Annotated in this window: 14 protein-coding genes and 1 tRNA gene; 9 read left to right on the top strand and 6 right to left on the bottom strand. The window is 62.1% G+C overall.

Annotated features, from left to right (window positions below; all coding sequences use genetic code 11):
- Positions 1–16 precede the first annotated feature (16 nt).
- Positions 17–2,020 carry an ATP-binding protein gene (locus tag BP38_RS20930; RefSeq protein ID WP_051609420.1) on the bottom strand — a complete coding sequence of 668 codons (2,004 nt, stop codon included), beginning with the start codon at positions 2,018–2,020 and terminating at the stop codon, positions 17–19.
- A gap of 143 nt (positions 2,021–2,163) precedes the next feature.
- Here BP38_RS20930 and BP38_RS0114980 point away from each other — a divergent pair, with 143 nt between their 5' ends.
- Complete coding sequence (locus BP38_RS0114980) at positions 2,164–2,736, top strand: hypothetical protein (protein ID WP_026988403.1); 573 nt, start codon at positions 2,164–2,166, stop codon at positions 2,734–2,736.
- A 305-nt stretch (positions 2,737–3,041) separates the two neighbouring features.
- Here BP38_RS0114980 and BP38_RS0114975 read toward each other — a convergent pair.
- Positions 3,042–3,117 (bottom strand) — tRNA-Ala (locus BP38_RS0114975).
- Between the two features lie 223 nt (positions 3,118–3,340).
- On the opposite strand from BP38_RS0114975, the gene BP38_RS0114970 reads away from it, so the two are divergent.
- Positions 3,341–3,631, top strand: coding sequence for a YggT family protein (locus BP38_RS0114970; RefSeq protein ID WP_026988402.1), 291 nt, complete (start codon positions 3,341–3,343; stop codon positions 3,629–3,631).
- A 13-nt stretch (positions 3,632–3,644) separates the two neighbouring features.
- Here the strand turns inward: BP38_RS0114970 and BP38_RS22695 are convergent, their stop codons facing one another.
- Entirely contained in the window at positions 3,645–3,791 is a 147-nt protein-coding gene (locus tag BP38_RS22695; RefSeq protein ID WP_155992461.1) for a hypothetical protein, read from the bottom strand.
- On the opposite strand from BP38_RS22695, the gene folD reads away from it, so the two are divergent.
- On the top strand, positions 3,790–4,683 hold the full coding sequence (gene folD / locus BP38_RS0114965) for a bifunctional methylenetetrahydrofolate dehydrogenase/methenyltetrahydrofolate cyclohydrolase FolD (protein WP_026988401.1): 894 nt from the start codon (positions 3,790–3,792) through the stop codon (positions 4,681–4,683). The two genes, BP38_RS22695 and folD, sit on opposite strands and share 2 nt — an antisense overlap.
- 42 nt (positions 4,684–4,725) lie before the next feature.
- On the opposite strand, the gene BP38_RS20920 is transcribed toward folD, so the two are convergent.
- Complete coding sequence (locus BP38_RS20920; protein WP_051609419.1) at positions 4,726–5,616, bottom strand: transglutaminase-like domain-containing protein; 891 nt, start codon at positions 5,614–5,616, stop codon at positions 4,726–4,728.
- A gap of 170 nt (positions 5,617–5,786) precedes the next feature.
- Between BP38_RS20920 and BP38_RS0114955 the strand changes: the two genes are divergently transcribed.
- A complete protein-coding gene (locus tag BP38_RS0114955) occupies positions 5,787–6,671 on the top strand; it encodes a transglutaminase family protein (protein ID WP_026988400.1) in 885 nt (294 codons plus the stop codon).
- A gap of 61 nt (positions 6,672–6,732) precedes the next feature.
- Here the strand turns inward: BP38_RS0114955 and apbC are convergent, their stop codons facing one another.
- Positions 6,733–7,893: an iron-sulfur cluster carrier protein ApbC gene (gene apbC / locus BP38_RS0114950; RefSeq protein WP_026988399.1), complete on the bottom strand. Its 1,161-nt coding sequence runs from the start codon at positions 7,891–7,893 to the stop codon at positions 6,733–6,735.
- Between the two features lie 153 nt (positions 7,894–8,046).
- Here apbC and hflK point away from each other — a divergent pair, with 153 nt between their 5' ends.
- From hflK to BP38_RS0114930, 4 genes are all read left to right on the top strand, one after another.
- Positions 8,047–9,243, top strand: coding sequence for an FtsH protease activity modulator HflK (gene hflK / locus BP38_RS0114945; RefSeq protein ID WP_026988398.1), 1,197 nt, complete (start codon positions 8,047–8,049; stop codon positions 9,241–9,243).
- A 20-nt stretch (positions 9,244–9,263) separates the two neighbouring features.
- Positions 9,264–10,166 carry a protease modulator HflC gene (gene hflC, locus BP38_RS0114940; RefSeq protein WP_026988397.1) on the top strand — a complete coding sequence of 301 codons (903 nt, stop codon included), beginning with the start codon at positions 9,264–9,266 and terminating at the stop codon, positions 10,164–10,166.
- Between the two features lie 74 nt (positions 10,167–10,240).
- Positions 10,241–10,429: a DUF2065 domain-containing protein gene (locus tag BP38_RS0114935; protein ID WP_026988396.1), complete on the top strand. Its 189-nt coding sequence runs from the start codon at positions 10,241–10,243 to the stop codon at positions 10,427–10,429.
- 134 nt (positions 10,430–10,563) lie between these two features.
- Entirely contained in the window at positions 10,564–12,072 is a 1,509-nt protein-coding gene (locus BP38_RS0114930) for a DegQ family serine endoprotease (RefSeq protein ID WP_245602424.1), read from the top strand.
- A gap of 36 nt (positions 12,073–12,108) precedes the next feature.
- Here BP38_RS0114930 and serB read toward each other — a convergent pair whose 3' ends face one another.
- Positions 12,109–13,008 (bottom strand): phosphoserine phosphatase SerB, encoded by a 900-nt coding sequence (serB, locus tag BP38_RS0114925; protein WP_026988394.1) that lies wholly within the window; start codon positions 13,006–13,008, stop codon positions 12,109–12,111.
- Here serB and miaA point away from each other — a divergent pair.
- On the top strand, positions 13,007–14,041 hold the full coding sequence (miaA, locus tag BP38_RS0114920) for a tRNA (adenosine(37)-N6)-dimethylallyltransferase MiaA (RefSeq protein ID WP_081816713.1): 1,035 nt from the start codon (positions 13,007–13,009) through the stop codon (positions 14,039–14,041). The two genes, serB and miaA, sit on opposite strands and share 2 nt — an antisense overlap.
- Positions 14,042–14,156 lie beyond the last annotated feature (115 nt).

The following is a 14,156-nucleotide window of genomic DNA, read 5'->3' as shown; positions in this document are numbered from 1 at the left end:
GTTATCGGAAAACGCACTAGCCTTGGCTTGCCCGAACCAACTGCGCTATTCCGTGAAACCAATCTTCGACTTCGCTTCGTTCTGCGTCTTCCGGGTCGGTTGAAGCGCAGCGTTCTCGCAGTTCGTCTAGCGTCGTTTCCTTGAGTAGGAGGCCGCAGATCACGTGTTTAGGCCTGTTGTGCTTTAAGGTGACGCCGCGCCGAACCTCGGCGGGAAAATGAAATCCTAGCTCGGTCTTCGCTCTCGACAGTTCCTGCCAGAAATCGGTGTCACGCTCAGAAATCTTCCCGAAATCGAGGTCGAGTCCGGGGAGTCGCGTCTCGATATCGACGGGAGTCCCGCATACGCGATCGATAGCGGCTAGATCTAGGTAGTTTTCGATCTCGCGCTTCCGCGTCATCACGACCGCGATAGGCAGACCCTCCCCGTCCTCGTCCCACTTCCTGACGCGTTCCGCTACCTCTGCGGGGATTGCCTTGCCCGGATGGTCGGGTGCCTCCTTGTCTGAGTCGCGCAGGTAGAACTGCGGCAGTCCGAGCGCGTCGAGGTACTCACCGTTCACGATGGATTTCAGCTGGTCTCCGCCCCCACCGAACACGAAGAAAATACGACTCGTTTCGAGCGGTTCTGGCACTGCTCCAGCTTGGTCTAGCTTGCTGGCGATGGTCTCCAGCACCCACACATCCGAATCGCCTTCGACCCAAACGGCGACCTGCGCGTTCTCGCTGGGGATCGCGCTCGGCAGCACACCGAGGCTCGTTGCGGCTTCTAATAGTACGTCCCTGTCCTCTGTGCCGCTTCGGACCCGCGGGGTGGAAGCTCCCGGAGGTCGATCAATGAAGCGGATTGAGTCGATGGGCAGTAATTCCGCAAGGCCCGGAACGTGAGTTGTTAGTAGGACTTGGTCACCCGCCTCGGCTAAAGAGTTGAAGGCCTCTATGATGCTGCGCTGGAAATTCGGATGTTGTGAGGTTTCCGGCTCCTCGATTGCGTAGATTATCGGCGGTTGGATAACACCCTCCGCACGTTCTTGGCGCTTCTTCTCTGCCTCGGCTTGGAAGAATGCCAGTACCACGAGGCGGCGAACCCCGGTCCCCCTTTTGTTCAGGGGCACGTCATCGTCTCCTCGGAGCACGTCTAAGTCGAATGCCTTTGACCATGAGGGAGGCTTGTAATCGGGAACTAAGCTCTGCGCTATTTCTGGGTAGTCTCTTTTTAGTCGCTCTAGCGTCCGGTCGGTTGTTTCTTTCACCTGTTTCTGGACTTGTTCTGTTATAGCTGAAAGTTGCTCTTCCAGTTCCTTGATGGCAGCCTTCAACGTCGCGTCGAGTGGGGATCGAACGGCGGTTTCTTTGTCCCCTCGCACCTGATCCGCCTTAAAGATTGAATAGACTGGGAGGTGCCGGTCATTGAGCTTTTTCCAGATTTTCCGAGCGTCCTGAAAATCGTCACCCTTGTCCTTTGGTCGGTCTAGCTCAACTTCACGGGGCTGTAGTTTGAGTTCGCCGGCTGCTTCTAAGTGACGGTAGATGGCTTGGCGCATGTCCGGGTTCTTCCGTTTATTCGCCTGGAGATCGTGCGCCTCGACGATCTCCTTGAGCTCGTCTCTTTTCTTGAAGAGGAGGTCCTTACCCACTTCGTGTGCTGGAGCGTTAGCCCGCGCGTAGATGCGCTCCACTTCGGCTTTTATCGCCGTCGTCCGCCAAACTTTGTAAATTTCGAGCTTGCCGGAATCGTTGAGCAAGTACTCGTCTTGGAGCGTTGTTTGTGATTGGGCGTCGAGATTGATCTGGTCCGGCAGGTCCCAAAAAATACATCCTACCGTAAATTTGCCGCCGGCCGTTCGGGTGTTTACGTCCTGCGCGTCCACTACGTCGTTAAAGAAGGCATCTAGCGCTTCGAGGACACTGGATTTTCCGACGTCGTTCTCCCCGATCAGTGCGGTGAGCGCGGAAACGCTAATCTCCGTACGTTCATGGTACCCGCGGAATCCCTCCAAGATCACCTTTTCTAGCTTCATCTCTCGCCCCCTCAGCGATTAGGCTGAGAAAGCAGTGTATCACATCCACCGAAAGTTGTTGAAGGGCCTTGAGGTGGAGTATGGGCACTCCGAGAGAAATGATCTGGTAAAGTCGGGCAGAGTCCACAGTCGAGGGAGGGAGTATGAGCGTCAAGAGCTTTGCGACCGAGTTGAAGAAGATTGTCGAGGACGCGAGGGAGAAGGGTACCACTGAGATTAAGGTCGATAATCTGATTGCGTATCTCGATGAGGTCTTGGCCTCTCCTGAGCAGGAGCCGACCGAGTTTCAGCTTGAGCAGTACCGTGCCCAACTCCAGTCGAATCTTGAACACTATAGAGCAACCGAGAACAACCGGCTGGAGATGTTCCGCTCGGTCATTATGTCGGGACAAGAGGCAATCAAGTCGTCCTTTCTCCTGAACGGTGGCGCTTCCGTCGCGCTTTTGGCCTTCATTGGTCACTTGGCGCAGTTTCGGGTTGGGTTGGTCTCGGGGTTCGCTGTTTCCCTTTTGTGGTTCGCTCTTGGGGTCTTGGCTATCGCAGTCGTGTCCGGGGCGGTCTATCTTACCCAGTGGCTCTACGCGAGCGAGCATGGCGCGGCGCGGAAGGCCGGTTTCTGGATGAACCTCCTTTGCATCGCGCTGGGGATCGCATCTTACGCACTGTTCGTGGTTGGGTTGCTGGACGTGTATGGCCGGTTCCGGGGACTTTCATAGAGGGGGGTGGGATTGTCCTGATTGAAATTGTCTTAACTTGGTTGGCAGTTGGTTTCGGCCTTCTCGCCGCGCTGCTTTGGCTTGTCTCGACTCTTAGCCGAGTTCCGCCGGACCCGGACTCGAATGAGTTTCAAATTATCGAAACGGAGCACAGCAAGGAATACGATGTGCTAGAGACCGCCAAGCGGCAGGTAGGGTGCTCGCCCTCTGCGGCTGAAACGGTGTAATAAACCGGGTCTCATGAATGCCCATCCCCCGTTAATGGGGAAGAGCCCCTATGTCTTCGGGTTGGACATTTTGAAAATTGGTGGAGCCGAGGGGAGTCGAACCCCTGACCTCAGCAGTGCGATTGCTGCGCTCTCCCAACTGAGCTACGGCCCCACAAAAGCTGCTGCGCGCCCTGGCTGTATCCGGTGCGTGCGGCGTCGGGAGCGCGGATAATGGTCACGGGCGTGGAGGCTGTCAAGCCTCTGCGTGGCGGTGCTTCAACGGGCTTTTGCGTCCGGGCTGACTCCTTGAAAGACAAGGGAGAAATCCTTGCGGGAGCGGCCTGTCTATGGCTATAGGTGGGGCGCACCCACAGCCAAGGGGGAGTCCCGGCCGCATGCACGCGCTATTTTCCATTCTGGACCTGGTCATCAACATCTACATCTGGATCCTGATCGCCTCGGCGGTGCTGAGTTGGCTGGTGGCCTTCAACGTGGTCAACACCAGCAACCGCATCGTCTACATGATCGGGGATTTCCTCTATCGTGCGACCGAACCGGCACTGGCGCCGATCCGGCGGATCCTGCCCAACCTGGGCGGCATCGATATCTCGCCGATGATCCTGATCCTGCTGCTGATCTTCCTGCGCAACTTGCTGTTCTACGATATCTATCCCGCCCTGACCTGAGGGACGGCCCGGTTCATCGCCGGATCATGGGCAGTGTCGGTGGTGGCGCCGAATGCGACGTTTCCGGGTTGGCCGCAAGGCGCGGGGGCAGGGAAAGTGCTGCGGCACGCTGCACCGCATAGGGCAAGGCTGCATCGCACAGGAATAGAGGAGCAAGCATGACGGACGCCAGCATCATCGACGGCAAGGCCTTTGCCGCCCGCCTGCGTGAACGCGTGGGCCAGGAAGTGACCCGCCTGAAGGACGAGGCCGACCTGACCCCCGGCCTGGCGGTTGTCCTGGTGGGCGAGGATCCGGCCAGCCAGGTCTATGTCCGCAACAAGGGCAAGCAGACCGCCGAGGCCGGCATGGAGTCCTTCGAGCACCGCCTGTCCGCGGAGACCAGCCAGGAGGAACTGCTGGCGCTGGTGGAGGCTCTGAACGCCGACCCACGGGTGAATGGCATTCTGGTGCAGTTGCCCCTGCCGGATCAGATCGATTCGGCGGCCGTGCTCGATGCCATCGATCCGACCAAGGACGTGGACGGCTTTCATGTCATCAACGCCGGACGGCTGGCAACCGGGCAGGATGCGCTGGTGCCCTGCACGCCGCTGGGCTGCCTGATGCTGCTGCGCCATCACCTGGGCGACCTCTCGGGCCAGAAGGCCGTGGTGGTGGGGCGTTCCAACATCGTCGGCAAGCCCATGGCGCAGCTGTTGCTGGGCGACAGCTGTACCGTGACGATCGCCCATTCGCGTACCCGCGACCTGCCGGCCGAGTGCCGCAATGCCGATATCCTGGTCGCCGCCGTGGGCCGGCCCAAGATGGTCAAGGGCGACTGGATCAAGCCGGGCGCCACGGTGATCGACGTGGGCATCAACCGGATCGAGGGTGAGGAAGGCAAGACCCGCCTGGTCGGCGATGTGGATTTCGACGAGGCGGTCAAGGTCGCCGGGGCCATCACGCCGGTGCCGGGCGGGATCGGGCCGATGACCATTGCCTGCCTGCTGGCAAACACCCTGACCGCCGCCTGCCGCGCCAAGGGCCTGCCGGCCCCCGACCTGAAACTTTAGCGGTCCTGAAGCTTTCGCGCGTCTGAGACTTTGGCGCTGGGGTTACGGAGAGACTTCCGGCGCCAGGGTCAGGGCCGGTGCATCGGGCAGGGTCTCCAACAGGGCCAGCCGCTCCTGGTCCGTGTCCGCCCCGCTTACTTCATGTGTCCAGACGCGGAACAGCTTCATGTTATGTGAGCCGAACGAGGTGATCATGGCGCCATCGGCCGCATCCCGGCCGCGGACCATCAAGACGCGGCCGACCCGCGGCGTGTTGTGACGGGCATCGAAGGTGAACCAGCGCCCTTCCAGAAAGGCCTCGAACCAGGCAGAGAAATCGCCGGCCTCGACTGGCGGTGCCTCGATATCGCCCAGGTAGCCGCTGGCATAGCGTGCGGGAATGTTCATGGCCCGGCAGAGCGTGATCGCAAGATGCGCGAAGTCCCGGCAGACACCGGTGGCCTCGCGCATGACGTCCACGGCGGTCTTTGTCGGGCGCCCGAAGTGATAGCCGAAGGTTATGTGATTGTGCACCCAGTTGCAGATTGCCTGGACCCGGGCCCAGCCGGGCGGTGTCTGACCGAACAGCTCCCAGGCGCGCTCGGACAGTTCATCGGATTCGCAGTAGCGGCTGGCGTTCAGATAGCCGAGCACCTCGGGTGGCAGGTCCGGTACGCTGTGCTGGCGGGCGTTCCAGTCGAAGACATCCGGCAGGCCGGAGTTTTCCACGATACAGTCCGACCAGAGCTTCAGCGGGCCGGGCGGTGCGGTGAGGCGGGTCCGGCGGTTGCCAAACTCGTCGATGTACTCCTGAAGGGACAGGTCGGCGTCACAGTGCACGCGATCGTCGCCGATCACGCGGCCTTCGTATTCGGGGTGCCGCGAAAGCGCCAGGATAAGCGGCGTTTCGCTTTTGCACTCAAGGACGATTTCGTGGCCTATGCGGATAAACATGATGGCTTTCTTCGGTTGGTGTCTGGTTTCCGCGCGACGCGCACTCTATGCTGCCCCGATAAAAGCGTCGTGCGGGGCGCCGGCCTGCAGGCGCAGCAAAGAGATTCGGCGCTTTCAACCCTCGGGAGGAACGGCTTGTTACACGCCGCAGCTCAGAAATTCAGCGGGCCATGACCACGCTGCGTATCAATCATCGTACCACATATTCCTATGACGGCCCCGTGACCTTTGGCGCCCATCGCCTGAGAATTCGTCCGCGGGATGGCCATGACATGCGGATTCTGGAGTCGGCTCTGACCGTGACGCCCAAGGCGTCGGTCCATTGGGAGTACGATACCTTCGGGAATTCAGTGGCGCAGCTGACCTTTCATGAGAAGGCGGACAGGCTGGTCATTGCGAGCGACCTGTTGCTGCGACGCTATGGACTGGACGATCCAGAAGCCCGGATAGAGCGCTCCGCCGGTCCCTGGCCCTTTACCTACGAGCCGGAGGAGGCTTTCGATCTGTCACCTCTGCTTCATATCCACAGCCCGCAGGACCAACCCGTGCTCAGGCAGTGGCTGGCAGAACAGCTGCCCGAGCTGCCGGATGGAAGCTTTCAGGTGCTGGACCTGCTCAGCGGCAGGATCCATGAATGCTTTGCCTATCGCCGGCGGGAGGAAAGCGGTGTGCAGTCGCCGGCGGAAACCCTGGCAGCTGGCAGCGGCACCTGCCGGGACTTCGCCTATTTCTTCATGGAGGCGGCCCGTTCCCTGGGGTTCGCAACGCGCTTCGTAACGGGCTATCTTTACGATCCTGCGGAGGCCGAGGAGCAGAACAGCGCCAGCCTGAGCGGCGGTGGTGCGACTCATGCCTGGGCGGATGTCTTCGTCCCCGGCGCGGGATGGATCGAGTTCGATCCGACCAACCAGATCATCGCCGGGCGCAACCTGGTGCGCGTGGCCAGCACCCGCACACCGGAACAGGCCATGCCGGTCAGCGGCAGCTATCATGATGGGGGCTCCAGCTTCCTCTCCATGGAAGTGGAGGTCTCCGTCGTGCGTTCCGAGGAATAGGCCTTCAGCAGCTCGCCGCGGCTGATTTTTCCGTTTCCAACCCTTCGGGCCCGGTCCCGGCCTACTCCATGACGATCTTCGGGGCCGCCTTCTGGGTGCCCTGAAACAGCTTGTCGCGCACCTTGCCGGCGATCTCGGCGAAGGCCTTGGAGTGCGGGCTGTCGGGATTCGAGATGGTAATGGGCCGGCCGCTGTCCGAGGTCTCCCGGATGTCGATGTTGAGCGGGATCTCGCCCAGGAAGTCGCAGCCCAGGCGCTCGGCCTCGGTTTTCGCGCCGCCGTGGCCGAAGACATGGGATTCATGCCCGCAGTTGGGGCAGACGAAGAGGCTCATGTTCTCGATGATGCCGAGAACGGGCACGTCCACCTTGCGGAACATGTTGAGGCCCTTGCGCGCATCCAGCAGGGCGATGTCCTGGGGCGTGGAGACGATGACCGCGCCAGACAGGGGTACCTGCTGGGCCATGGTCAGCTGGGCATCGCCCGTGCCCGGGGGCATGTCCACCACCAGCACATCCAGATCGCCCCACTCCACGTCGCGCAGCATCTGCTGCAAGGCCGATTGCACCATGGGGCCGCGCCAGATCATCGGCGCGTCCTCGGCCACCAGGAAGCCCATGGACATGCAGGTAATGCCATAGTTCTGCATGGGCTTCAGGATCTTGCCGTCCTCGCTCTGCGGCCGGCCGGTGATGCCCAGCATGCGCGGCTGCGAGGGGCCATAGATGTCGGCGTCCAGGATGCCGCACTTGAGGCCCAGAAGGCTGAGCGACAGCACCAGGTTGGTGGCGACCGTGGACTTGCCGACGCCGCCCTTGCCGCTGGCCACGGCGATGATGTGCTTCACGTCGGGGGCCAGTTGGCGGGCCTGCTGTCCGCCCTCCTGGCCGCCCTGCTGTCCGGCGCCATGCTGGTGCGCAGCGCCCTGTCCCTGGTCTGCGGCTGCCTGGCCGGAGGCGGCCTGTCCGGCACCGCGGTGCGCTGTCAGGATGGCGCTGACGGAAAGTACGCCCTTCACCGCTTCGGCGGCCTGTTCGGCCTCCTGGCGCAGGGGTTCCAGTTCTGGACCCTTGGCCGGATCCACCTCGATGGAGAAGCCGACATTCCCGTCCTTCACGACCAGGCCGCTGATCATGCCGCGCTGGACGATGCTCTCTCCACTGTCGGGGTCGCGTACCTGTTCCAGGGCTTCGAGAATGTCGTTTTCGCTGGGTCCGCTCATACTGATCTTTTCCTGTGGCCTGATGGCATGTAGATGGATTTTTTGCCGCGGATACAAGTTGCGGCTTTCTAACAGTGTACCGCGTGATATATGGTCCGCACGTCCGTTTTTATACAAGGGCGGACCGCATGAATGTAGAGGGAGTGAGTGCATATGCCTTGGCAATCGTCCGGCGGTAGCGGTGGCCCCTGGGGTGGCAGCGGCGGCAGTGGCGGCGGCGGCCCGTGGGGGCGCGGCGGAGCTGGCGGCGGCAACAATTCCGGTGGCGGTGGCGGGCAGCGTCCTCCCGATTTCGAAGACATGATCCGCAAGGGTCAGGAGCGCCTGAAGCGGCTGATGCCCGGTGGTTTCGGCAGTGGAAAGGTCATAGGGCTGCTTGTGATCGCCGTCATTGCCGTCTGGTTGCTGTCCGGCCTGTACCGCGTTGAGTCGGATCAGGAAGGCGTGGTTCTGGTCTTTGGTGAGTATATCGAATCGACCGAGCCGGGACTGCACTGGAACTGGCCGGCACCCATCGGCGAGGTCGAGACCCCGTCGGTGGAAAGCATCAATGCCATCGAGGTCGGTTTCCGCACCACCGGTACCTCCGGTGTGTCGCAGGATGATGTGGCCCAGGAAAGCCTGATGCTGACCGGGGACCAGAACATCATCGACATCGACTTCAACGTGGTTTGGCGCGTTTCCAATGCGCGCAAATTCCTCTTCAACATCCGCGAGCCCTTCGAGACCGTTAAGACGGCGGCCGAAAGCGCCATGCGCGACATCATCGGCCAGACCGAGATCCAGCGGGCCCTGACGGAATCCCGCGGCGAGATCGAGGCACAAACACAGGAGTTGCTGCAGTCCATCCTGGACAGCTATGGCTCCGGGATACTGGTTGTGCAGATCCAGTTGCAGAATGTGCAGCCGCCCCAACCGGTGGCCGATTCCTTCAACGACGTGCAGCGTGCCCTGCAGGATCGTGACCGGCTGCGCAACGAGGCGGAAGCCTATCGCAACGACATCCTGCCGCGGGCCCGCGGTGAGGCCCAGCAGATCATCCAGGAGGCCAACGCCTATCGCGAGAGTGTCGTGGCCGAGGCTGAAGGTGAGGCCAATCGCTTCCTGAGCGTCTACGAGGCCTATGCGGAATCCCCGGATACGACGCGCCAGCGCCTGTATCTGGAAACCCTGGAGGAAGTCTATGGCAGTACGGAAAAAATCCTGATGGACTCCGACGGAGCAGAGAACATCGTGCCCTATTTGCCGCTTAATGAATTGAACCGCCGCACGCTGAGCGATGGCCAGCCGGTCCGAACCGACACACCGTCGTCTTCATCCGGCCGCCAGTCCAACCAGTCCGGCCAGTAAGCGAAGGGAGAGAAATCATCATGTCACCACGCTTTCTGCTGCCGCTTGGTATCCTGATCATCATCGCCGGCGTCGCCCTGTTCAGTTCGGCCTACATCGTGCGGGAAACCGACCAGGCCCTGGTCCTGCAATTCGGTGAAGCCAAGGATGTCAATACCGAGCCTGGCCTCTATTTCAAGATACCCTTCCTCCAGAATGTCATCTTCTACGAGAAGCGCGTCCTGAACCTGGACCCGCCGACGGAGCGTGTCCTTCTGGCCGACCAGAAGCCCTTGCTGGTGGATTCCTACGCGCGTTTCCGCATTGCCGATGTCCTGCAGTTCTATCAGGCCGTACGCACGGAGCAGATTGGCGAGGATCGCCTGAACGTCATCGTGAACTCGGCCATGCGTGCCGTGCTGGGTAACGAAACCCTGGCCAGCATCCTGTCCGAGGAACGCACCCGCATCATGACCATGATCCAGGAACAGGTGAATCAGGAAGCCGACAGCCTGGGCATGGAGATCGTCGACGTGCGCATCCGGCGCTCGGACCTGCCGGACGAGACCAGTGAGGCGGTCTACAACCGCATGATCTCGGAGCGTGAACGGGAAGCGGCGGAATTCCGCGCCCAGGGTGAAGAGCAGGCCCAGCGCATTCGTGCCACGGCCGATCGTGAGGCCACGGTCATTCGGGCCGAAGCAACGCGGGAGAGCGAGATCCTGCGTGGTCAGGGCGATGCCGAGCGCACGCGTACGCTCAGCGAAGCCTACGGCCAGGATCAGGCCTTCTTCCGCTTCTACCGCTCGATGCAGGCCTATCGCGAAGGCCTGGGCGGCGACAAATCCACCCTGGTCCTGTCGCCGGACAACGAGTTCCTGCGCTACTTCAACCAGTCGCAGCAGGACGGCGAAACGGCACCGGAGCCCCAGGACGCCCAGTAATGCGGGACGCCCAGTAATGCGGGACTTGCGGGGACAGACGGGCGCTGGCGACAGCGCCCGTCGACGCTCGTGACATGACGGGTGGCGACCTGCTGGTCGGGCTTGGCCTGGTCTTCGTGATCGAGGGCCTGGTGCTGACCCTGTTTCCGAACCTGCCCGAGCGGATACTGGAGCAGATACGTGATCTGCCGCCGGAAGCGCTGCGCTATTCCGGCATGTTTTCCGCCCTTCTCGGTATCTTCCTGATCTGGCTTGCGACCTGAGAGTCCCGGCAGCGGACAAAAATTCTTGGACGGCGGGCTTTCCCCATACTGTTTCCCAAGGCTAGACTGACGGCATCATCCCATTCGGCATGTTGCATGCCGCAGCCAGTGCGAAACAGAACGGAAGTTATCAGATGTTCGACCTCATGAAGGCCAAGGCCCAGAAAAATCCGAGTGGAGCACCCGTCACGATCGCCTGGCCGGTTCCGGCCGTCCTGCAGATCGGGATGCTGCTTATTGTCGGCATGCTTCTGTCGTTTCCTGTCCAGGCACGCTCCGCACCCGAGAGTTTTGCCGACCTGGCCGACGAACTGCTGCCCACCGTGGTCAACATCTCGACCAGCCAGGTGGTCGAGGACAACGGCCAGATCGAGAATTTCGAAGAGCTGTTCCGTGATTTCTTCGAGCGACGCGGCAATGGGGGCGAGGACCCGGACTTCCCGCGTCAACGGCGGACCTCATCGCTGGGCTCGGGCTTCATCATCGATTCGAATGGTTATATCGTGACCAACAATCACGTCGTGGCCGGCGCCGATGAAATCGCGGTGCGCCTGTTCGACAACACAACGCTCGAAGCCGAGATCGTCGGTACGGACGAGAAGACCGACCTGGCCCTGCTGAAGGTCGAGACGGATCGCGACCTGCCTGCCGCCGATTGGGGGGACAGCGATTCCGCCCGTGTCGGGGAGTGGATCCTGGCCATCGGCAACCCCTATGGCCTGGGCGGATCGGTAACCGCCGGCATCATTTCCGCGCGCCAGCGCGACATCAATGCCGGCCCCTACGATGACTTCCTGCAGACCGATGCCTCGATCAATCGCGGCAACTCGGGAGGACCGACCTTCGACATGGATGGACGCGTGATCGGCGTGAACACCGCCATCTTTTCTCCCTCCGGCGGCTCCGTGGGCATCGGCTTTGCCATTCCTTCCGCCATGGCGCGCAATGTCGTCGATTCCCTGAAGGAGCACGGCGAGGTTCGCCGCGGTTGGCTGGGTGTCCAGATCCAGACCGTGACCGAGGAACTGGCCGAAGGCTTGCGGCTTCCGGAAGCAGCCGGTGCGCTGGTTGCCTCGCTTTTCGAGGACGGACCGGCCGACAAGGGCGGCATCCAGCAGGGGGACGTCATCCTGGAATTCGATGGTCGCGAGGTTGCCGATATGCGTGAATTGCCGCGCATGGTGGCGGAGACGCGGGTCGGCAAGGAGGTCGATGTTGTCGTCTGGCGCCGGGGCGAGGAACGCACGCTGACCATAACCCTGGGCGAAATGGACGACGAGGCCCTGTCCGGCCCGGGCTCGGATGACCAGCGTGAACCCCAGCCGGAACCGGAAAGTGGATCCCTGGACGACCTGGGGCTTGAGCTGGGCGGTCTGTCGGAAGAACGCCGGAGCGAGTTCGGGCTTCCCCGGGATATCGAGGGGGTCCTGGTGACTGAGATCGACCCCCGGGGACTTGCCGCGGAAGCGGGCCTGCAGCCGGGAGATGTCATAGCCGAGGTGGACCAGGAGCCTGTCTCGCGCCCGGCCGATATCGAGGAGCATGTCGTGACGGCCCGCCAGGAAGGCTATCGCGTGATCACGCTGCTGATCCTGCGCGCCGACGATTACCTCTGGGTGGCCTTGCCGCTGGGTGAGGAGTAACCGACGCCGGGAAGCTCCCTTGGTTTCCCGGCGGCTTCAGCCCGGCTGTATCTCGGAAGCCTGATAGCCCTGAAGGTAGAGCAGGCCCGTCAGATCGGCGTGATCCAGGCAGGTGTCCATGGCTTCGCGTAGCAGGGGCTTGGGGCGCCAGGCCACGCCCAGGCCCGCTGCCGACAGCATGGCCAGGTCATTTGCGCCGTCTCCCACAGCCACCGCGTCCTGAGTGGAGAGGCCCAGCTCGCGCGTGAATTCCTCGAGGCTGGCCAACTTGGCCTCGCGTCCCAGGATGGGGGGCAGGACTTCGCCCGTCAGCTGCCCATCGCGAATCTCCAGCCTGTTGGCGCGCATCCGGTCGAAGCCGCAGGTCTTGGCGATTGGATCGGCGAAAAAGGTGAAGCCGCCCGAAACCAGGGCACAGAAAGCGCCCTGAGCCTTCATGCTGGCGACCAGGCTGCGGGCACCGGGGTTGAGGGTCATGGCCTGTATCGCCTCATCGAGCACTTCCTGCCGCAGCCCTGCCAGCTTGCGCACGCGCTCGCGCAGGGCGCTTTCGAAATCCAGCTCTCCCTGCATGGCGCGCGCGGTGACCGCTGCGATCTCGTCGCGCAGCCCCAGGCTGTCGGCCAGTTCGTCCAGCATCTCCTCGACGATGATGGTGGACTCCATGTCGGCGATCAGCAGTTTCTTGCGTCGGCCCTTGGCAGGAAGGACGGCGATATCGAAAGGCTGCGCGGCGAATTGCACGCGTAAGGCCTCAAGCGCGGCGGCGGGCTCCGCATCCTGGAAGGGCACTTCCAGGGCAATGCCGTCGGCCAGCCAGTTCGGCCTGTCTGCTGTGGCGCCAAGCTGGGCGAGACCTTGACAGGCGGCTTCGCTATCCTGTTCACGCAAGGGCGTTCCGGCCGGATCGGCCAGCAAAATGGATATCCAAGTCATGAGTCAGGACCCTATAGACAGAGCGCCCGTCGGTCACAAGAGCCTTGTCGAGACGAATGGCGATCATTTGGCGCAGGAAGACCTGCCGCCTGCGGTGATCGTGGCCGGTCCCACGGCCAGCGGGAAGTCGGATTTGGCCATGAAACTGGCCGAGGTCTTCCAGGGAACGGTCATAAATGCCGACGCGCTGCAGGTCTATCGCGACATTCTCCTGCTCTCGGCCCAGCCCGGCAAGGAGGAGCAGGCGCGCGTGCCGCACCGCCTCTACGGTTTTGCTGAAGCCGATACAAGGTTCTCGGCCGCTTACTGGAGCGAACTGGCCGAGCAGGAAATTCAGGCCGCGCGGCTGGACGGGCGCCTGCCGATCCTGACAGGCGGGACGGGGCTGTACCTGAAGGCGCTGGAAGAAGGCCTGGCAACGGCGCCGGCCGTCGCGCCGGAAACCAGGGCAGCAGCCCGACAGCGCCTGGAAGAATTGGGCCGGGATGCCTTTGTCGAGGAGGTCAGGCAGCTGGATCCGGAGATGGCGGGGCGCCTGCATCCCAACGACAGCCAACGCTTGCTGCGGGCCTGGGAGGTGGCCCGGGACACCGGGCGCCCACTGTCCGATTGGCAGCGGGAAACGGCTGTGGCACCTGCGCCCTTTCGCTTCCTCTGGCTGGTCCTGTTGCCGCCGCGCGCGGAGCTGGGCGCCGTTTGTGACCAGCGGTTCCTGAAAATGGTGGACGCCGGTGCGCTGGAGGAGGTCAGGCAGTTGATGGCGTTGGAACCGCCCGAGGATGCCACGATCCGCAAGGCCGTGGGCGTCAGGGAGCTGTCCGCCCATCTGGAAGGAGCGTTGTCCCTGGAAGACGCGATCGAAGCGGCGCAACGCGCCACGCGCCGCTATGCCAAGCGCCAGGAAACCTGGCTGCGAACCCAGGTTCTCAGACATAAAAAGAATGTTCACCTGGAGCAAACGAAATATTATGAAAGCGCAGAAGAGAGAATCTTTTCAATTATTCGTCAGTTTGTGTTGACCCCCCAAGGCTGAGGGTCTAGCTTGCCGACAGTCGGCGGCGCAGGGGCGCGGCGCGGTCCATTTGGGACGCCTGCGCCAATTTCCGTGAAATGCGCAGCCGGCTTGGTTTTTTGGAGCCGAAATGTTT

Source organism: Fodinicurvata fenggangensis DSM 21160 (assembly GCF_000686045.1).
Taxonomy (GTDB): Bacteria; Pseudomonadota; Alphaproteobacteria; order Kiloniellales; family DSM-21159; genus Fodinicurvata; species Fodinicurvata fenggangensis.
The sequence above is the reverse complement of the archived record's forward strand: the minus strand, read 5'-3'. Positions and strand labels throughout refer to the sequence as shown.